Source organism: Phenylobacterium sp., assembly GCF_030645195.1.
GTDB lineage: Bacteria > Pseudomonadota > Alphaproteobacteria > Caulobacterales > Caulobacteraceae > Phenylobacterium.
The window spans coordinates 37,165-56,356 of record NZ_JAUSLW010000194.1 but is presented as its reverse complement, the minus strand read 5'-3'; the positions used below and the strand labels follow the sequence as shown (position 1 = coordinate 56,356).

Annotated in this window: 15 protein-coding genes; 9 read left to right on the top strand and 6 right to left on the bottom strand. The window is 68.2% G+C overall.

Translation table 11 applies throughout. The features are described 5' to 3' along the window. On the top strand, positions 1–586 hold a 586-nt coding region (locus Q7T09_RS16785; RefSeq protein ID WP_304701264.1), incomplete at its 5' end, for a sigma-70 family RNA polymerase sigma factor. 59 nt (positions 587–645) lie between these two features. Here the strand turns inward: Q7T09_RS16785 and Q7T09_RS16780 are convergent. Together Q7T09_RS16780 and Q7T09_RS16775 are read right to left on the bottom strand one after the other, a co-directional pair. Continuing rightward, positions 646–1,479: a two-component system response regulator gene (locus Q7T09_RS16780; RefSeq protein WP_304701263.1), complete on the bottom strand. Its 834-nt coding sequence runs from the start codon at positions 1,477–1,479 to the stop codon at positions 646–648. Positions 1,480–1,594: 115 nt separating this feature from the next. Beyond that, a complete protein-coding gene (locus tag Q7T09_RS16775) occupies positions 1,595–2,881 on the bottom strand; it encodes an adenylosuccinate synthase (protein ID WP_304701261.1) in 1,287 nt (428 codons plus the stop codon). A 217-nt stretch (positions 2,882–3,098) separates the two neighbouring features. On the opposite strand from Q7T09_RS16775, the gene Q7T09_RS16770 reads away from it, so the two are divergent. The 3 genes from Q7T09_RS16770 (at position 3,099) to Q7T09_RS16760 (ending at position 6,640) form a co-directional block, all read left to right on the top strand. Further along, complete coding sequence (locus Q7T09_RS16770; RefSeq protein ID WP_304701259.1) at positions 3,099–3,518, top strand: VOC family protein; 420 nt, start codon at positions 3,099–3,101, stop codon at positions 3,516–3,518. Next, positions 3,515–4,492: a threonine/serine dehydratase gene (locus Q7T09_RS16765; RefSeq protein ID WP_304701257.1), complete on the top strand. Its 978-nt coding sequence runs from the start codon at positions 3,515–3,517 to the stop codon at positions 4,490–4,492. Before Q7T09_RS16770 ends, Q7T09_RS16765 begins: the two co-directional genes overlap by 4 nt. Before the next feature lie 135 nt (positions 4,493–4,627). After that, the gene (locus Q7T09_RS16760) at positions 4,628–6,640 is read left to right on the top strand and encodes an ATP-binding protein (protein WP_304701255.1); all 2,013 of its coding nucleotides are present in this window, start codon (positions 4,628–4,630) and stop codon (positions 6,638–6,640) included. 2 nt (positions 6,641–6,642) lie between these two features. Here the strand turns inward: Q7T09_RS16760 and Q7T09_RS16755 are convergent, their stop codons facing one another. Genes Q7T09_RS16755 through Q7T09_RS16745 form a run of 3 tightly spaced genes read right to left on the bottom strand, consistent with a single transcriptional unit; the run spans position 6,643 to position 12,328 of the window. Next, positions 6,643–9,783: an efflux RND transporter permease subunit gene (locus Q7T09_RS16755; protein WP_304701253.1), complete on the bottom strand. Its 3,141-nt coding sequence runs from the start codon at positions 9,781–9,783 to the stop codon at positions 6,643–6,645. Then, positions 9,780–10,895, bottom strand: a complete 1,116-nt coding sequence (locus tag Q7T09_RS16750) for an efflux RND transporter periplasmic adaptor subunit (protein WP_304701251.1) — start codon at positions 10,893–10,895, stop codon at positions 9,780–9,782. Before Q7T09_RS16750 ends, Q7T09_RS16755 begins: the two co-directional genes overlap by 4 nt. Before the next feature lie 2 nt (positions 10,896–10,897). Next, a complete protein-coding gene (locus tag Q7T09_RS16745) occupies positions 10,898–12,328 on the bottom strand; it encodes a TolC family protein (RefSeq protein WP_304701249.1) in 1,431 nt (476 codons plus the stop codon). A 291-nt stretch (positions 12,329–12,619) separates the two neighbouring features. On the opposite strand from Q7T09_RS16745, the gene Q7T09_RS16740 reads away from it, so the two are divergent. Continuing rightward, a complete protein-coding gene (locus tag Q7T09_RS16740) occupies positions 12,620–14,275 on the top strand; it encodes a M28 family metallopeptidase (protein WP_304701247.1) in 1,656 nt (551 codons plus the stop codon). Positions 14,276–14,287: 12 nt separating this feature from the next. Next, positions 14,288–15,091 (top strand): DUF72 domain-containing protein, encoded by an 804-nt coding sequence (locus Q7T09_RS16735; RefSeq protein ID WP_304701245.1) that lies wholly within the window; start codon positions 14,288–14,290, stop codon positions 15,089–15,091. 90 nt (positions 15,092–15,181) lie between these two features. Here Q7T09_RS16735 and Q7T09_RS16730 read toward each other — a convergent pair whose 3' ends face one another. Then, entirely contained in the window at positions 15,182–15,490 is a 309-nt protein-coding gene (locus Q7T09_RS16730; protein WP_304701244.1) for an energy transducer TonB, read from the bottom strand. A gap of 238 nt (positions 15,491–15,728) precedes the next feature. On the opposite strand from Q7T09_RS16730, the gene Q7T09_RS16725 reads away from it, so the two are divergent. The 3 genes from Q7T09_RS16725 (at position 15,729) to Q7T09_RS16715 (ending at position 19,179) form a co-directional block, all read left to right on the top strand. Continuing rightward, the gene (locus tag Q7T09_RS16725) at positions 15,729–17,681 is read left to right on the top strand and encodes a methyl-accepting chemotaxis protein (protein WP_304701242.1); all 1,953 of its coding nucleotides are present in this window, start codon (positions 15,729–15,731) and stop codon (positions 17,679–17,681) included. 119 nt (positions 17,682–17,800) lie between these two features. Beyond that, the gene (locus tag Q7T09_RS16720; RefSeq protein ID WP_304701240.1) at positions 17,801–18,712 is read left to right on the top strand and encodes an SDR family oxidoreductase; all 912 of its coding nucleotides are present in this window, start codon (positions 17,801–17,803) and stop codon (positions 18,710–18,712) included. 98 nt (positions 18,713–18,810) lie between these two features. Continuing rightward, positions 18,811–19,179, top strand: a complete 369-nt coding sequence (locus tag Q7T09_RS16715) for a hypothetical protein (RefSeq protein WP_304701239.1) — start codon at positions 18,811–18,813, stop codon at positions 19,177–19,179. Positions 19,180–19,192 lie beyond the last annotated feature (13 nt).

Below are 19,192 nucleotides of genomic sequence, written 5' to 3'. Positions count from 1 at the left end.
GACCTACGCCATGTGGTGGATTCGCGCCTCGATCCAGGAGTACATCCTGCGATCCTGGAGCCTCGTGAAGATGGGCACCACGGCTGCGCAGAAGAAGCTGTTCTTCAACCTGCGCAAGGCCAAGAGCCAGATCAGCGCCTTCCAGGACGGTGACCTGCACCCCGACCAGGTGGCCCAGATCGCCACCAAGCTGGGGGTGCTGAACGAGGAAGTCATCTCGATGAACCGCCGGCTGTCGGGCCCCGACGCCTCGCTGAACGCGCCCCTGCGCGTGGACGGCGAGAGCGAGTGGCAGGATTGGCTGGAGGACGAGACCTCCGTCAGCCAGGAGACCCAGGTCGCCGAGAACCAGGAGCGGACCCAGCGCATGGGCCTGCTGCAGGAAGCGATGACCGAGCTCACCGACCGCGAGCGCCACATCCTGACCGAGCGCCGGCTGAAGGACGATCCGTCGACCCTGGAGGAACTGGCCGCCGAGTACGGCGTCAGCCGCGAGCGCGTGCGCCAGATCGAGGTCCGCGCCTTCGAGAAGCTGCAGAAGTCGATGCGAACCGCCGCCGAGGAACGGAACCTGGTCAACGCCTGATCCGGCCCGACTGAACCAAGCAAGCCCTTCCCGGAAACGGGGAGGGCTTTTTGCTGCGCCTAGACCGACACCACGGCGCGGTCGGAGGGCTTGCGGCTGAGCTCGTCGGCCGGCAGCAGGGCCAGCAGGGGGGCGGCGTTGCGGACCACCTCTTCCGGGATCAGCACGCCACGGTCGGCAGCGCCGGCCAGGTAGCGCTGGAAGTCGGCCACGGTGGTGACGAGCTTCAGGTCGCCCACCGCCACCGCGGCCTTCTGCAGATCCACCCCTTGAGCCTGCATGGAGCGCAGGGCCTGCTTGGGGTCGGTGGCCACGGCGGAGACCGCGGACTTCAGGATCTTCAGCGCCTGGGTGATCCGCGCGGCGTCCGGGGTGGTCTTGATGTCGGAGCGGCGCTTGAGCTTGCCCGTATAGTCGCCGGAATTGAACCGCCGCCGGTCGGGACCGATATAGTCGACCGCCTCCACCCAGTCTCGCGGCCGCAGGGTCACAGCCTCCAGGCGGCGCAGCAGGTCCTTGGCGGTGTAAGGCTTGCGGAGGAATTCGTGCACCCCGGCGTCGCGGGCCCCCAGGATGGCGGCTGCGGTGGCGGTGGCGGTCACCATGATGATGGGCGCCTGGCGGCAGTTGAATTCGCTGTGCCGGACACGGCGGGCGAAATCGACGCCATCGACCTTGTCGCCGGAGAGCTCCACGAAGATCAGCTGCGGATTGACCAGCTCCGCGGCCTCCAGACCCTTGCGGTTATTCGGGGCGTTCCAGAGCTGGCCGGCCGAGATATTGCGCATGAGGTCAGCCAGCAGGCGCGCGCTGGCCGGCGCCGGATCAACGATCAGCACCCTCTGCAGCATGGGGACCATGCGCTGAATGAGCTTGCCTTCTTCGTTGAACACGGGGTGCGGGGGCTCCTGGGAACGCTCCGCCCAATATGGGGCCCGTCCGTAAAGATCGCCTTGACGGCAAGTGTAGCTCGCCGCGACGATCCGCCGCGGCGAGCCTTGGCTCTCCTCAGTCCTGGAAAGGGTCGCGCACCATGATGGTGTCGTCCCGCTGCGGGCTGGTGGAGACCATGGCGGCCGGGGCTCCAATCAGCTCCTCGACCCGGCGTACATACTTCACCGCATTTGCGGGGAGATCCTTCCAGGAGGTGGCCCCGGCAGTGCTCTGGGTCCAGCCCTCCATCTCCTCGTAGATCGGCTCTAGGGCCGACTGGGCCTTCAGACCAGCCGGCAGGTAATCGAAGGTCTTGTCGCCCAGCTTGTAGCCGACACAGATTTTCAAGGTCGGCAGGCCGTCGAGGATGTCGAGCTTGGTGAGCGCGATGCCGTCGATGCCGTTCAAAGCCACCGACTGGCGCACCAGGACGGCGTCGAACCAGCCGCAGCGGCGGGGACGGCCCGTGACGACGCCGAACTCCTTGCCAACCGTGCCCAGGTGCTGGCCGATCTCGTCGAACAGTTCGGTGGGGAACGGCCCCTCCCCGACCCGGGTCGTATAGGCCTTCACGATCCCCAGGACATAGCCGGGCCCCTTGGGCCCGAGACCCGATCCCGCGGCGGCCTGGCCGGCGACGGTGTTGGAGGAGGTGACATAGGGATAGGTGCCGTGATCGACATCGAGGAGCGCGCCCTGGGCGCCCTCGAACAGCACCCGCTTACCCGACTTCACGATCTGGTCCAGCAACCGCCAGGCCGGCTGAGCGAAGGGAAGGATCTTCGGGGCGATCTCCTCCAGGGCCGCGAGCAGTTCCGCGCCGTCATATTCCGGCAGGCCAAGGCCCCGGCGCAGGGGCGTATGGTGCGCCAGGAGGCGGTCGATCTTGGCTTCGAGAGCATCGCGGTCGGCCAGGTCACCGACGCGGATGGCGCGGCGGCCGACCTTGTCTTCATAGGCCGGGCCAATGCCTCGGCCCGTGGTGCCGATCTTGTTGACGGCCGCGGCCTCCCGGGCCTGGTCCAGATCGCGGTGGAGGGGTAGGATCAGGGAGGCGTTGTCGGCCAGGACCAGCAGGTCCGGGGTGATCTGCACGCCCTGGCCGCCGAGCTTGGCGATCTCCTCCAGCAGGTGCCAGGGGTCCACCACCACGCCGTTGCCGATCACCGACAGCTTGCCCTGGACCACGCCCGAGGGCAGCAGGGAGAGCTTGTAGACCTGGTTGCCCACCACCAGGGTGTGGCCGGCGTTGTGGCCCCCCTGGAAACGCACGACGACGTCGGCGCGATTGGACAGCCAGTCCACCAGCTTGCCCTTGCCCTCGTCGCCCCACTGGGCTCCGATAACTGTCACATTGCCCATGGAATACGATCTCCCAGCCCGCCGAGGGGATCCAACCACGCCCTTCGACAGGCAACTCGGCGGGTGGACTTGACCGATTTTAGGAACCGCGATCGGGCCTCTGGGGCACCGGGGTCGTGTTCGTCGGGTGTAGAGCATCCAGGCGCCCCCGCCGTCAAGGCGCGCCTGCGGAAATCGGCGCTTCGCCAGGCCGCGCCCTTGGGTCTATGAGGCGAACATGACCCTGCCCCGCTTCCACCTCGCCTTCCCCGTCCGCGATCTCGAAGAGGCACGCGCCTTTTACGGCGGCCTGCTCGGCTGTCCAGAAGGCCGCTCCAGCCCCGACTGGATCGACTTCGACTTCTACGGCCACCAGATCGTCGCTCACCTTTCGCCGGGCGAGGTGGGGCACAGGTCCACCAGCGCCGTGGACGGCGAGGACGTTCCCGTGCGCCACTTCGGCGCCATCCTCACCTTGCCCCAGTGGGAGGAGATGGCCGACAAGCTGAAGGCCGCCGACACCCGTTTCGTCATCGAGCCGCAGATCCGCTTCAAGGGGCAACCTGGCGAACAGGCGACCCTGTTCTTCCTCGATCCCTCCGGCAATGCGCTGGAGTTCAAGGCCTTCGCCGACGACGCCATGGTGTTCGCCAAATGACCGTGACCCTGGCCGACATCCAGGCCGCCGCCGCGCGCATCCACGGCCATGCGGTGGAGACGCCGCTGATCGAAAGCCCGGCGTTGAACGACCGCCTGGGCCGCCGGGTGCTGATAAAGCCCGAGACCCTGCAGCGGGTCGGCGCCTTCAAGTTCCGGGGGGCCTACAATAGGCTGGCCCAGCTGGACGCCGCGCAACGGAAGGCCGGGGTTGTCGCCTTCTCCTCGGGCAACCACGCCCAGGGGGTGGCTCTGGCGGCCAGGCTGCTGGGCGTTCCCGCCCTGATCGTGATGCCCGCCGACGCACCTTCGGTGAAGGTCGAGGCCACGCGCGGCTATGGCGCCGAAGTCCGCCTCTATGACCGGCTGACCGAGGACCGCGTGGCGATCGCCGCCGAGATCGCCACGCAGCGCGGCGCCTTGGTCGTTCCGGCCTTCGATGATCTGGACATCATCGCAGGCCAGGGCACGGTCGGGCTGGAGCTGGTGAACCAGGCCAAGGCCCTCGGGGTCGGCTTCGACGTGGTGGTGTCGCCGGTGGGTGGCGGCGGCCTGATGGCGGGGATCTCCACGGCGGTGAAGGCGCTTTCGCCTAGCACGGCCCTGGTGGGCGTGGAGCCGAAGGGTTTCGACGACACCCTGCGCTCCCTGCAGGCGGGCGCGCGACAGACCCTGAGGCCCACCACCCGCTCGCTCTGCGACGCCCTGGAGTCTCCGGCGCCCGGAGAGCTGACCTTTCCGATCCTGCAGCAGAATGTCGCCGACATCGCCGTGGTCAGCGACGCCGAGGTCGCCGCAGCCATGCGCTACGCCTTCTCCAGCCTGAAGCTGGTGGTGGAGCCCGGCGGCGCGGTGGGCCTGGCCGCCCTGCTGAGCGGCAAGATCAAGGCCTGGGGCGACGGAATCACCGGCCTGGTGCTGTCGGGAGGCAATGTGGACCCGGCGCTGTTCGCCGACATCCTGGCCGACGGCTGAACCTCCGGGCCTGCCCCCAAGACGATGCGGCGGTTTGCCTCGCAGCGTAAAGCTGCGCCTTAACCCGGCGTTGAGAGCCCATGGCCAAGGTCGCCGTTCAGCGCGCACATCAGATGCGCTCGGACGGGGACCTTCGTGGCCGAACGCGATTCAAGAGGCTCAGGCGGAGCGGGATGGTCCCTGGCCAGCCGCCTGAACGACCTCCCGGCCACGTGGAAACTCACCTTAGCCTTCGCCGTGGTCCTGTCGGCCATCGCCACCATGGGGGTGGTTCTGGGGATCAACCTGCGCGTGGTCCAGCAGGCGGACGCCGCCGACAATCATGCGCACCGGGTGGCGGTCATAGCCAGCAGCGCGCGTTTCGCCCTGGCCCGCCAGGAAGCCTCCCTTCGCGGCTACATCATTTCCGGCGACCCCTTCTACGCCCGGCGGATCGCCGAAGTGCACCGACCGCACTTCCAAGCCCGAATGGCTGACCTGGACCGGCTGGCCGCTGGGGACCCTGCGCTGGAGGCGTGGATAGACGAGGCGCAGTCGGCCCACGACCTCTGGACCGACCGAGCGGTCGATCGCGCGATGGCGCTGGCCCACGTGCCGGCCACCAGGGCCATCGCCGCCCGGATGGTGGGTCCGGAAAGCCCGGCCGATGACCTCATCGCGCCCGCCGAGCAGGCCCTGGAAGCCATCCAGGCGCAGAGCCGGAGGGCGGTCGAGGCAAGCGCTGCCCGCAAGGCCGAAGCCATGCGGGCGATGGGCTCGGCCCTGGCGCTGGGCGTGCTGTTCGCCGCCTTGAGCGCGGCGGTGATGGGGCTGGCGCTTCGCCGCAGCATGGCCAATCCCATCGTGCGGCTGACCTCGGTGATGAACCGCCTGGCGGGGGGCGATCATTCGGTCGCAATTCCCGCCATAGAACGCCGCGACGAGGTCGGTCTGATGGCCAAGGCCGTCGTCACCTTCCGGGACGCCGCCTTGCAGAAGGAGATCCTGGAGGCCGAGGCCGAGGTGCGTCGGGAGGAGACTCAGGCCCTGGCCCTGCAGGCCCAGGCCGCCAGTCACGCCAAGTCGGAATTCCTGGCGACCATGGCCCACGAACTCCGCACACCGCTGAACGGCGTGCTTGGGCTCGTGGACATCATGGGCCGGACCAAGCTCACCTCAGCGCAGAGGGAACACCTGGCCACCATTGGCGCCTCGGGCCGGGCCCTGGTCAGCGTCGTCAACGACGTGCTCGATATTTCCCGGATCGAGGCTGGCAGTCTTGAGATCCTGCCCGAACCCTTCGACATGGATCGCCTGACCGACGACTTGGCGGCGATCTATGGAGCGCTGGCCGCCGACAAGGGCCTGGCCTTCACCCTGACCCTGGATCCCGCCGCCCGGGGATGGCGGTTCGGGGACGCCGCGCGCCTGCGCCAGATCGCCGGCAATCTGCTCTCCAACGCGCTGAAGTTCACCGTGGCCGGCGAGGTGCGTGTTTCCTTCGCCCTTCACGGCCAGGATATCATCCTGCAGGTCACAGACACAGGGATCGGCGTCGCCCCGCACCAGCAGGCGGCCATGTTCGACCGCTTCGTCCAGGCCGACGGCTCCTCGACCCGGCGCTTCGGCGGCGCGGGCCTGGGCCTGGCGATCTGCAGGGAGCTGTCGGAGCTTATGGGTGGAACCATAGGGTTCATCACCGAGCTGGGCGTGGGCTCCACATTCACCCTTCAGGTCCCCATGCCCGCCTGCGCCGCACCGGCCGAGCCGCAGGCCGCCGCGCCGATGGACGACAAGCTGCGCATCCTCGTGGTGGACGACAACGCCACCAACCGGCTGGTGCTCTGCGCCCTGCTGGAACAGCTGGGCCTGGCGGCCGAGTGCGTCGTCAATGGGGTCGAGGCCGTGGCCGCCTGGGAAGCCAAGGCCTGGGACGCCATACTGATGGACATCCACATGCCCGAGATGGACGGGGTGACCGCCACCGCGAGCATCCGCAGGCGCGAGGTCGAGCTGGGGCGTGACAAGACCCCGATCATCGCGGTCACCGCCAGCGTGCAACCCGAGCAGACCCGCGGATACCTCTCAGCAGGCATGGACGACTGCGTGCCCAAGCCCGTCGAAACCCGGGTCCTGGTCACCGCGCTGCAGGGCGTCCTGGCCGCCTAGACCTAGAGCCGATCCTCAGGCGCGGCGACCGCCGGCGCCTCGCGCGGCGTGATGAACCTGGCCAGGCGCGGGCGCAGCCACATCTCGAAGTCGTCCACCAGTTCGTAAACCACCGGCACCAGCACCAGGGACAGCAGGGTCGAGGTGATCAGGCCGCCGATCACCGCTACGGCCATGGGCTGACGGAACTCCGCGCCCTTCTCCAGGGCGAAGGCGGTGGGCAGCATGCCGGCCGCCATGGCCATGGTGGTCATGACGATGGGCCGGGCCCGCTCGCGGCAGGCCTCAAGGATGGCGTCGCGCTGGGGCATGCCCTCGCGCTCCCGCTCGATGGCGTACTCCACCAGCAGGATGGAGTTCTTCGCCGCCAGGCCCATCAGCATCAGGAAACCGATCAGCGAGGGGATCGAGAGCGAGAGGTTGAAGATCAACAGGCCGAGGAAGGCGCCAGCGAAGGACAGCGGCAAGGCCGTGAGGATCACCGCCGGCTTGAAGAAGCTGCGGAACAGCAGCACCAGCACGCCGTAGATCATCGCCACCCCAGCGAAGAGGGCCAGGCCGAAGGAGCCGAACAGCTCTTGCTGCGCCTCCAGCTGCCCGGTCTCGGCCGGGGTCACGCCCGCGGGCAGGTTCTTCATGATCGGCAGGGCCTGGACACGCTTGTAGGCGTCCCCCAGCTCCGCCCCGTTCAGCTCGGCCTGGATGGTCAGCTGGCGCTTGCGGTTCAGGCGGTCAATCTTGGCGGGACCGGCCTGGAAGCTGACATCGGCCACGGCGTCCAGGGTCGTGGTGCCGCCCGAGACGGTGGGCACACGCAGGGACTTGATCCGCTCCAGGTCGGCCCGCGCATCGGCGGGCATGCGGATGCGGATGGGAATGCGGCGTTCGCCGGCGGTCAGCTTGGCGACATTGGCGTCGATGTCGCCGACCGTGGCCACACGAGCCACCTGGGCGATAGTGTCCACCGAAACGCCAAGGCGCGCGGCCTCGTCACCCCGCGGGCGCACGATCAACTCGGGCCCGACCGGCGGCGCCGAGGCGTGTGGGTCGGCGATGATGTCGATGGTCCGCATCTGCTTTTCAAGCTCTGCGGAAGCCGCGGTCAGGGCGGCCGGATCGTTGGAGGCGAGGATCGCCTGCAGGCCCGCCGATCCCTGGAAGTCCATGAAGGTGATGCGGGCGTCGGGCACCTCGCGCAGGGCCTGGCGGGTCTGGGCCTTCAGCTCGTCGCCGCTGATGCTCCGCTGCTCATCCAGCAGGACGGTGACGGTGCCGTTGCGCAGGTCGCTGCCGCCGCCTGATCCGCCGAAGCCGGGGCCCCCGCCGCTGGCGGTGGAGCCCACCTGGGCGAAGACGGCGCGGACGCCGGGGCGGCCTTCGAACACCCGGCTGACGCGCAGGGCGACATCCTCCATGGCCTCGACGGTGGCGCCGGGCGGACCCTGCAGGTCGACATAGATGTAGTCGGGGTCGCCCGCCGGCTGGAAGCCCTGCGGCAGCATGGGAACCAGGAACAGCGAGCCCACGAACACCACGCCCCCCAGGATGCAGGCGACGATCCGGTGGTCTAGGGACCATTCCAGGGCGTTGCGGTAGAAACCCTCGAAGGGCTTGCGCTCCACCGGGTGGCTGGTTGGCTTCAGCAGGTAGGCCGCCATCAGCGGCGTCAGCAGGCGGGCCACCACCAGGGAGAACAGCACCGCCACGCAGACCGTGAGCCCGAACTCCCGGAAGAACTGGCCGGCCATGCCCTTCATGAAGCTGACCGGCATGAACACCACGACGATGGCCATGGTGGTGGCCACCACCGCCAGGCCGATGGCGTCGGCGCCCTGCAGGGCGGCCTGGAAGGGCCGCATGCCCTGGGCCACCCGTTTCTCGATGTTCTCGATCTCGACGATGGCGTCATCGACGAGAATCCCCACCACCAGGGTCAGGGCCAGCAGGGTGACGACGTTCAGGGAGAACCCGAACAGGTTCATGAAGAAGAAGGTGGGGATCAGCGAGACCGGCATGGCGAAGGCGGTGATCATGGTCGAGCGCCAGTCGCGCAGGAACACGAACACCACGATGGCCGCCAGCAGCATGCCCTCCAGCAGCACGTGCTGGGTGGCGCGGAAGCTGGCGCGAGTCTCGTCCACCGACGAGAAGATGCGGGTGAAGGTCACCCCCTCGTGAGTCTGCTCCAGCTTGGCGATCGCCTTGATCACGGCGTCGTCGACTCCGACGTCGCTGGAGTCCCGGGTCTTCATCACCTGGAAGCCCACCACCGGCGCGCCGTTCAGCCGCGCAAAGCCGCGCACCTCGCTGGAGCCGTCGCCGATCTGGGCCACGTCGGTGAGCCTCACATAGCGCCCGCCGCCGGTCGGGATGGTCATGGCGCGCAGGGCGTCGAGGGTGTTGACCGCGCCGAGCACCCGCAGGGTCTGCTCGCGACCGCCCACAGCGACCCGGCCGCCGGGGGCGTCGATGTCGAAGGCGCGCAGGGCGTTGTTGATCTGCGGCGCGGTCAGGCCCCGGGCCGCCATGCGGTCGGGGTCGATGAGGATGTTGATCTCCCGGTTCACGCCGCCGACGCGGGAGATCTGGGAGACCCCCTTCTCGGTCTGCAGTTCGCGGGCGATGGTGTCGTCGATGAACCAGGACAGCTCGGCGTCCGACATGGCCGGGGCGGCCACGGCGTAGGTCAGGATCGGCTGGCTATCCAACTCCACCCGCGTGACCGTCGGCTCATCGATCTCGCGCGGCAGGACCGCGCGGGTCTGGTCCATGCGCGAGCGGACCTCGTCGGTCTTCTTCTGCAGGTCCTCGCCAAGCTCGAACTCCACATTGGTGGTGGAGACCCCCAGGGTCACCGTGGAATAGATGTTCTTGACGTTGGAGATGCCGGCGATGGCGTCCTCCACCGGCCTGGTGATCTGGGTCTCGATCTCGCCCGGCGCCGCGCCCGACTGGGTCACGGTGATGTTGACCATCGGGAACTGGACGTTGGGGAACTGCTTCACCGGCAGCCCGCCGTAGGAAATCATCCCCGCCAGGATCAGGGCGATGAACAGCACCACCACCGGCACGGGGTTGCGGATCGCCCAGGACGAGATCTGGAAGTTGCCTCCGTCGTCGTGAACTTGCGGCGACGGGGTCATTTCTTGGCGCTCGCGGGCTTGGGCGTGGGCACGGGACCTTCGGTCGGTCGGACCATGTCACCGTCCAGCAGGAAGGCGGCGGCGTTCAGCACCACGCGGGAGCCGGCCGGCGGCCCCTTGACCAGGGAGACCAGGCCCGAGCCTCGCGACCCGGTCTGCACCGTGACGCGCTTCACGCGGTTGTCCGCGCCCACCACCATCACGCTGGCGCCGTCGGCGTCGTAGCGCACGGCGGTCTCCGGCACAGCCAGGCTCTGGCCCACGGCGTCGGCGAACAAGGCCCGACCGTAGCCGCCCGACCGGATGTCAGAGCGAACCGGCAGGCGGATACGCACCGTGCCGAGCTTGGACTGGGCGTTCACCTGCGGCGAGACCAGACGCACCACACCCTCGGCGCTGGTCCCGGTGGAGAGCACGACGCTGGCGCGCTGTCCGGGACGCACGCGGGACAGATCTTCTTCGGAAAGTTCGGCCAGCAGTTCGATCTCGCCGCCCTGGGCGATCCGGAACCACGGGGTCGCGCCCCCGGCCGAGAGTTCGCCCGGACGGACGTTCCGCTCCAGCACCAGGCCGGAGACCGGGGCGGTGACCGCGAGCTTGCCGGCGCGGGTGCGGGCGTCCTTATAGGCGGCGGCCTGGGCGTTGGCGGTGGCGCGGGTGGCGCGGGCCTGGAAGCGCCGCTGGTCAAGCTGTTCCTGAGAGAGCACGCCCTGGCCGTCGAGGCCCTTCACGCGCGCGGCCTGGGCCTCGGCCTGCTCGGCCTGGATGGCGCTCTGGGCGGCCAGCGCCCCCTGCTGTTCCACCTGGGACGCGATCAGGGCGCCGTCGAGTTGAACCAGGGTCTGGCCGGCGCGGACGTACTGCCCGGCGTCCACCAGAACCCTGGCCACCCGGTAGCCGGTGATCTCGGGCAGGACGGCCGCTTCCTCGCGCGGCGTCAGGACCCCCGAGGCGGTGAGCGAGCCGATGATCTGCCGCGGCTCGACCTTCACCACGCGGACGGCGCGCGCGCGCTGGGTGTCGCTCTCCTTGACCGCGGGCTTCTTGCCGCAACCGGCAAGGGCGAAGGTCGCGACCAGGGCGAGGGTGAGGGCGGTGGCGGATCTCGTCACGTCTAGCGTGCCTCTTGCTGGGCGAGCACGGGGGTGGCGGGCCAGCCGCCTCCGAGCGCCTTGTAGGTCTGGACGGCGCGGCGCAGGGCTTGAACCTGCGCGCTGGTCAGCGCCGATCGGGTGCTGCGCCAGGACTGTTCAGCCCCAAGCGCGGCGGTCAGGTCGTCAATGCCGGCCGCGTAACGGACGCGGCTGGCCTCATAGGCTCGCGCCGCTCGGACCTCGCCGTCGGCCAGCAGGCCGACGCGGCGGCGATCGGCGTCCAGGCGAGTGAGCGCGCTGTCGGCCTCGCCATAGGCGGTCTGCACCGCCTTCTCATAGGCGATGACCGCCTGCTCGGTCCGGGCGTCCTGGGCCTTCAGCTCCTGCAGCAGCCGGGGGATGGACAGGATGGGCTGGGTGACCCCGGCTCCGATCGACCAGTTGCGGGTGCTGGACTCAAAGCCCGGCTGTTCGCTGCGCGAGAGGCCGATGCCAGGGGTCAGGGTGAAGGTGGGGAAGAAGGCGAGCTTGGCGTAGGTCAGCCGGCCGGCGGCCGAGCGCACGGCGGCCTCGGCCTGGCGCACATCGGGACGCCGGGCCAGCAGCTGGCCGGGGACGGCGGCCGGAACCGGCGGGATCTGGCCGACGCTGGCGGGGGTCGGGATGCTGGCCAGGGGATCGACGCCGCGGCCGACCAGCACCAGCAGGGTGCGCCGCGTGGCCTTCAACTCGGCTTCAAGACTGGCGGCGGCGCCCTCGGCCTGGGCCAGGTCGCCGGCCACGCGGTCCGCCTCGGACGAAGAGCCCAGGCCCCGTTCGGCCCGGACATTGGCGACCTGCTGCAGGCCCCGCTGGATACGGGCCGTCTCGCGCGCATCCTCCAGCTGGATGGCCTGGCCGCGGGCCAGGAAATAGGTGTCGGCGATATTGGCCGCGAGGCTGGCCCGCGCACCCTCGTAGCTCGCCTGGGCCTGGCTGGTGTCCCCGCGCGCCGCCTTGGCCACCGCGAAGATCCGGCCGAACAGATCGACCTCCCAGCTCACATTGAAGGTGGCGCTGGAAGCGCTGCTTTCGCCCTCGCTGGAGAAGCCCGGAATATTGACCGCCGTGCCCGCGGTCTGGGTGGTGTTCGTCTCTCGGGTCGTGGCCGACGCATTGCCCTGGGGCAGGAAGCCCAGCAGGCCGCTGGACGCGGTGGCGCGGGCTTCCCGCAGGCGGGCCGCGGCCGTCCGCGCGTCCGGCGCCCGGGCCAAGGCGTCGTCGATCAAGGTGGTCAGCACCGGGTCGTTGAACTGGACCCACCACTGGTCGAGCGCCGCGGCGTCGAGCGCCGACGACCCGGCCTGCGGCGCCTCGAAAGCGGTCGGCAGGGCGATATCGGCCTTGCGTGCGGACGCGCACGCGGCGAGCGTCAGACAGGCCAGTCCGGCTACGAATGTGGCGGGGCGCATGATCTCTGTCGTTGTCAGACCGCGAATCGCCGCCGAGTGTATCGGCTTTGGGGAGGCGCGACGCGGTTAGCTGAAGCTCCCTTGATCATAGCAACCGGTCGCCAAAATTGCAGTGGCGTTACAAACAGCCGCCCACATGGTGAATGGGACGCATCTGCCACACTTATTTTCGAATAATCGTTCAAGGTCGAACGACCTCGTCGCCCAAGCGGTTTTGGGCGCGTCGCTCTAGCGTCTGCGCACCGGCCTCGCTAGGGTCCCGGGCAAATTGGTCCTTGCCCGAGTGCATTCATGAAACAATTCCTCCTGGCCGGCGCGTCCGCGTGGGCTGTTTTGGCCCTTGGCCTTCCCGCCACGGCCGGCGTCAGCGCCGCGAAGCTCGCCGACCACATCCAGATCATGGCCTCCGACGATTTCGAGGGTCGGGGTCCCGCAACCGCCGGCGAGGTCAAGACCGTCAAGTACCTGACCGAGCAGTTCCAGGCCGTCGGCCTGCAACCGGGCGGTGATCTCCAGAAGGACGGCAAGCGGGCCTGGACCCAGGACGTGCCGCTGGCCCAGTTCGACAACAAGGATCCCATCAAGGTCAGCGTCACGGTCGGCGGCCAGGTCCAGACCTGGACCCAGGGTGATCAGGTCGCCATCCGCGCGCCGCAGACCGGCGTCGCCCAGGTCTCGGTCAAGGACGCTCCGGTCGTCTTCGTCGGCTACGGCGTCAAGGCGCCCGAGCGCAATTGGGACGACTTCAAGGGCTATGACCTGAAAGGCAAGATCGCGCTCGTCCTGGTCAACGATCCCGACTTCGAGACCGGCGAGGGCGACTTCGGCGGCAAGGCCATGACCTATTACGGCCGTTGGACCTATAAGTACGAGGAGGCCGCGCGCCAGGGCGCCGTGGGCTTCATCGTCATCCACGAGACCGCGCCGGCCTCCTATGGCTGGAACACGGTCAAGAACTCCAACACCAACACCGTCTTCGACATCATCCGCCAGGATCCGACCAAGGATCACGCTCCCATCGAGGCCTGGATTCAGCGCGACCCCACCGTCGCCCTCTTCAAGTCGGCCGGCCTTGATTTCGAAGCCCTGAAGAAGCTCGCCCAGACCCGCGACTTCAAGCCGGTCGCCCTGACCGGCGTGACCTTCTCCACCGACATTTCGGTGGACGCCAAGAAGATCGTCTCCAAGAACGTCGTGGGCCTGCTGCCCGGGACCAAGCATCCCGAGGACAAGGTGGTCTACACCGCCCACTGGGATCACCTGGGGGTCGGCCTGGCCGACGCCAAGGGCGACCGGATCTACAACGGCGCCCTGGACAACGCTTCGGGGACGGCGATGCTGATCGAGATCGGCCGCGCCGCCGCCGCCCAGCCGCGCACCGAGCGCTCCATGCTGTTCCTGGCGGTCACCGCGGAGGAAAAGGGCCTGCTGGGATCGGAGTACTACGCCGCCAATCCGCTCTATCCCCTGGGCACGACGGTGGCCAACATCAATATGGACGGCGCCTCGATCTACGGTCCGTCCAAGGACTTCGGCACTTCGGGGGACGCGCCCCTGACCCTGCAGGACGATCTGATCGAGGTCGCCAAGGGCTACAACATGACCTACAGCCCGGACCCGCGTCCGGGCGCGGGCAGCTTCTTCCGTTCCGACCATTTCTCCTTCGCCAAGCGTGGTGTGCCGGCCATCTCCTTTGGCGGCGGCCAGGACCTGGTGAACGGCGGCAAGGCCCGCGGCGAGGCGCTGCAAAAGGCCTACACCACCGAAAAGTACCATCAGCCAGCGGACGAATACTCCCCTGACTGGGACCTCTCCGGCGCGGCCCGCAACGCCGACATGCTGCTGGTGCTGGGGACCCAGATCGCCAATTCCCGCAAGTGGCCGGAATGGAAGGCCGGGTCTGAGTTCAAGGCCGAGCGGGACAAGACCGCCGCGGCGCGCAAGTAGGGGACAGGGCGCATGGCGCAGGCGGGCTACATCCGGGCCGGCATCGGGGGTTTCACCTTCGAGCCCTGGCGCGGGGTCTTCTATCCCGAAGGCCTCAAGCAGGCCGATGAGCTCGCTTATGCCAGCCGCCACCTGACCTCCATCGAGATCAACTCCACCTACTATTCGTCCCAGAAACCCGAGACCTTCGCCAAGTGGAAGGCCGCGACGCCCGAGGGCTTCGTCTTTTCCCTGAAGGCCTCGCGGTTCTGCACCAACCGCAAGATCCTGGCCCAGGCAGGCGAGTCCATCGCCAAGTTCCTGGGTCAGGGGATCGTCGAGCTGGGCGATCGGCTGGGGCCGATCCTGTGGCAGTTCATGCCCACCAAGACGTTCGATGCCGCCGATTTCGAGGCCTTCCTCGACCTGCTGCTCAAGACCTATGGGGGCCTGAAGCTTCGGCACGTGGTGGAGGTCCGCAATTCCAGCTTCGTGGACCTGGCCTTCGTGAAGATGTGCCGCCACCGCAACGTGGCCATCTGCGTCTCGGAGAACGACCGCTATCCGATGATCCCCGACGTGACGGCGGACTTCGTCTATGCGCGCCTGATCGACGGCTCCGACGATATCCCCACCGGCTACGACCCCGAGGGCCTGGACAAGTGGGCCCGGCGGTTCACGCAGTACGCGCAAGGCCGCTGCCCCGACGATCTGACCCCCATCGACCGCACCGCGCCTGCCGAACAACCGGTCGACGTGTTCAGCTACTTCATCCACGAAGGCAAGGTGCGCGCGCCGGCCGCCGCGATGGAGTTGATCTCGCGGGTGAACAGGTAAGAAGCGGCCTGGCTCCGCAATACAAAACGCCCCCGGCCGGAAGGCCGAGGGCGTGAATTTGCAAGAATAAGAATTCTTGGGGCTGCGGGTTTAGCCGCCGCCCGGGAAGCGCATCGGAACCTTGACGGTGCCGGTCTTCGAACCCATCGGCAGCGCTTCGGCGACGCAGAGCGCGGCCTTGTCGAAGCCCTTGTTCGGCTTGCTGTCCTCGAGCACCTTGCAGCCCGAGAGCTTGCCGGCGTCAGCGGTGCATTCCAGCATGACAATCGCCGCGTCCCGCGTGTTAGCGTTCTTCGTCAGGCAACGGCCCATGCTGTCCTCGAAGCTCCCAGCAGACGCCGAACCGGCGACGGCGAGAGCCAGGGCGCAACCGCCCAAGATCTTGAAGATATTTTTCATGCCCCACTCCTTTCTAGATTTGGACAGTTTGAGGATGAACCAGTCGGGTTAAGAGAGTCTGATGCGGCGCGTCATATTCATGGTTAAGAAATGATGAATACCTAAGGGGCGATTTTGGAGTCTCTATAGTTTGGAGATCGCCAGAAATCGCATTTGTCCCCACTTCGGTGACGTTTGGTTAGCAACCTGAAGGCATGGTGACCGAGTCGCTAACCGTGTTTTACGGGGGGAATATACAGTGAAGCGCTTCAGGCTCGTGGATACGCCGCTGATCATCAAGATCGGCTTCGCGCCCGCTTTCGCACTGGTCATGCTGGCCTGCCTGGCCACCGGAGCCATCATCCTGCAACGCGCCCAATCGGCCGAGCTGCGGCAGGTGGTGCAGGTGGACATGCCCAACAGCCTACGAATGCAGAAGGTCTCGGAACGGATCACCGCTGTTCACGGCCAGCTCTACTTCCTGCTGACCCACCAGGCCGCCTCCATCGAGGTCGAGAAGATCGAGGGCGAGTCCCAGGCCATGCTCGCCGAGGTCGACTCCATCACCAAGGAGGTTGAGACCGCCCGCAAGACGGCCCCCGCCGATCAGAAGAAGTCTTATGATGACCTGATCAAGGCCTTGAAGAACACCCGCGACGCGCTCGACGTGATCTGCGCCATGATCGGAGCCGACTTCGGCACCGCGGCCGGCTTCGCGGCGCCCTTCGAGGAGGAATACGCCAAGATGAGCGCCACCCTCCACAAGATCGTGGAGGCCGGGCAAAAGGTCACCGACACCAACGCGGCCGCCAGCGCCGCGCGGGCCAAGACCGCTCAGACCGCCACCCTGGTGGGCGCGCTCGCCACCCTGCTGATCGCCGGCGCCCTGGCCATGAGCCTGACCTTGACCCTGCGCCGCGACGTCAAGAAGATCGCCGGCGCCACTGAGGCCCTCTCGCGCGGTGACAACGCCATCAACCTGGACGCCCTGGCCCGTAAGGACGAGCTGGGCGCCATCGTCTCCTCCCTGACGGTCTTCCGCGACAACCAGCTGCATCTCGAGAAGCTGCGCCAGGAGCACGAGGTGGCCGAGGCCTCCTCGGAAAGCGCCCGCCGCCAGAACGCCGAGGCCGCCGCGGCCATCGCCGAGGAACAGGCCAACGTGGTCACCAACCTGGCCCGCGCCCTGGATGCGCTCGCCTCCGGCGACCTGACCTATCGCGTCGACACTGAGTTCCCCGGCGACTACCGCAAGCTGCGCGACGACTTCAACGCCGCCGTGGCCAAGCTGGAAGAGGCCATGACCGCCATCGCCAGCGCGACGGCCTCCATCCAGTCCGGCGCCGGCGAGATCAGCCACTCGGCCGACGACCTGTCGCGCCGCACCGAGCACCAGGCCGCGACCCTGGAAGAGACTGCCGCGGCCCTCGACGAGATCACCGCCACCGTCAACAAGACCTCCGAAGGCGCCACTCACGGCCGCGAGGCCACCGCCTCGGCCAAGACCGACGCCGAACAGTCCGGCGAGATCGTGCGCAAGGCCGTCCTGGCCATGAACAACATCCAGGAAGGCTCCAACAAGATCAGCCAGATCATCGGCGTGGTCGACGAGATCGCCTTCCAGACCAACCTGCTGGCCCTGAACGCGGGCGTTGAAGCCGCCCGCGCCGGGGAGTCCGGCAAGGGCTTCGCCGTGGTCGCCTCCGAGGTTCGGGCCCTGGCCCAGCGCTCCGCGGAAGCCGCCAAGGAGATCAAGGCGCTCATCTCGGCCTCGACCCAACAGGTCGCCGAGGGCGTGGGCCTGGTCGACGAGACCGGCAAGGCGCTGGAACGCATCGTTCGCCAGGTCGGCGAGATCTCCAACGTGGTGGGCGAGATCGCCGCCTCCGCCAAGGAAGAGGCGCTTGGCCTCGGCCAGGTGAACACCGCCGTCAACCAGATGGACCAGGTGACCCAGCAGAACGCGGCCATGGTGGAAGAGTCCACCGCCGCCAGCCGCGTCCTCGCCGACGAGGCCGAGGAACTGGCCCGCCTGGTGGGCCGCTTCCGGGTCAGCGGCGCGCCTCAGGCCGCTCGCGTCCAGGCCGCTCCGGCGCGCCACGCCCCGGCCCACCGGCCTCAGGTCACGCAACACCACGCTCCGGTCAGCCGCGGAAACACCGCCCTGGCCCACCAACCCCAGGCCGACGACGACACCTGGGAAGAGTTCTAAGCTTCTAAGTTCCAAAGGGGCGTCTGAAGGGGGACCGCTGCGAGGCGGTCCCCCTTTTCATTTGACCGACCCGGCGTCAGCGGCGCGCACTTGCTCCAACGATAAGGAGGCGCGCCGCCATGGCCGAACTGACCCAAGACGACCTGATGTTCCGGCCCGGCCTGATGAAGGGCGAACGCATCCTGATCACCGGCGGCGGGACGGGGCTGGGCAAGGTGATGGCCGAGGCCTGCCTGATCCTCGGCGCGGAGGTCTATATCTGCGGCCGCCGCGGCGGCGTCGTGGAGGCCACCGCCAAGGACTTGATGGACGCCCACGGCGGCAAGGTGGTCGGCATCGCCTGCGACATCCGCGTCCCCGAGGCCATCACCGAGATGATGGACACCATCTGGTCCGACGGCGGCGCGCTGACCGGCCTGGTCAACAACGCCGCGGGCAACTTCATCAGCCGGACCCAGGACCTCTCACCCCGCGGCTTCGACGCCATCGCCAATATCGTGTTCCGGGGCTCGTTCTTCGTCACCCTCGACGCCGGCAAGCGCTGGATCGAGGAAGGCAGGAAGGCCTCGGTGGTCTCCATCCTCACCACCTGGATCTGGAACGGCGGCCCCTTCACCGTGCCCTCGGCCATGTCCAAGGCCGGCCTGGCCACCATGAGCCAGTCCCTGGCCGTCGAGTGGGGACCCTATGGCATCCGCTTCAACAACATCGCGCCAGGCCCCTTCCCCACCGAGGGGATGAGCGCCCGGCTCAACCCAGGCCAGCAGCGCAACGACGGCGAGGCCAGCCGCACCGGCAACCCCATGGGCCGGGTCGGCGAGATGCGCGAACTGGCCAACCTGGCGGTCTATCTGCTGCATCCGCTGTCAGCCTATGTGAACGGCCAGACCATCGCCATCGACGGCGCCGCCTGGCAGGCCTCGGGCGGCAACTTCTCGAGCCTGCGCGCCTGGACCGACGACCAGTGGACTGAAGCCAGGGAGTCCATCCAGGCGACCAACGCCAAGGACCGCGCCGCGCGGACGGTGTGAAGTGCTCGCAGTTCCTTCCTCTCCGGGGGAGGAACTGCGAGTCGCTCTCGCCCCCTTATGGTTAACCAGGTCTTAAGGAGGATGGGCGAGGATGGCTCATGCGCCGCCTCCTCGCCCTCTTCGCCTTGACCCTCTCCCTGGCCAGTCCAGCCGGCGCGCAGCAGGCCCCCGGCCCGACCGCCGCGCCGGTCCTGCGAGGATTGCTCTCGGCCGACACGGCCGACGCGTCAGACGCCACAAGCCCCGTGGCCGCGACGGCAGCCGCGGCCCTGGCCCAGAGCTTCATCCCGCTCCGCACCCTCTCCGACACGCCGGTGGCGGGCCAGGCGGGGCAGTGCCGGCTGTCCTGCGCCCAGTCCTATTACTTCTGCCTGTCCGGCGACGGCGGGGACGACTGCCCGGCCACCTGGGGCCAGTGTCGGGCCGCCTGTGACGCACCCGGCGTTGCGGGTCTCGCCGGGGGCTGACATCCTGGGCGCC

Excerpts from the sequence above, each read along its gene's own strand:
- Q7T09_RS16770 (WP_304701259.1), top strand. The coding sequence starts at position 3,099 with ATGACCCTGCCCCGCTTCCACCTCGCCTTCCCCGTCCGCGATCTCGAA.
- Q7T09_RS16745 (WP_304701249.1), bottom strand. The coding sequence starts at position 12,328 with ATGCGCCCCGCCACATTCGTAGCCGGACTGGCCTGTCTGACGCTCGCC.
- Q7T09_RS16730 (WP_304701244.1), bottom strand. The coding sequence starts at position 15,490 with ATGAAAAATATCTTCAAGATCTTGGGCGGTTGCGCCCTGGCTCTCGCC.
- Q7T09_RS16720 (WP_304701240.1), top strand. The coding sequence starts at position 17,801 with ATGGCCGAACTGACCCAAGACGACCTGATGTTCCGGCCCGGCCTGATG.
- Q7T09_RS16755 (WP_304701253.1), bottom strand. The coding sequence starts at position 9,783 with ATGACCCCGTCGCCGCAAGTTCACGACGACGGAGGCAACTTCCAGATC.
- Q7T09_RS16735 (WP_304701245.1), top strand. The coding sequence starts at position 14,288 with ATGGCGCAGGCGGGCTACATCCGGGCCGGCATCGGGGGTTTCACCTTC.
- Q7T09_RS16775 (WP_304701261.1), bottom strand. The coding sequence starts at position 2,881 with ATGGGCAATGTGACAGTTATCGGAGCCCAGTGGGGCGACGAGGGCAAG.
- Q7T09_RS16715 (WP_304701239.1), top strand. The coding sequence starts at position 18,811 with ATGCGCCGCCTCCTCGCCCTCTTCGCCTTGACCCTCTCCCTGGCCAGT.
- Q7T09_RS16765 (WP_304701257.1), top strand. The coding sequence starts at position 3,515 with ATGACCGTGACCCTGGCCGACATCCAGGCCGCCGCCGCGCGCATCCAC.
- Q7T09_RS16740 (WP_304701247.1), top strand. The coding sequence starts at position 12,620 with ATGAAACAATTCCTCCTGGCCGGCGCGTCCGCGTGGGCTGTTTTGGCC.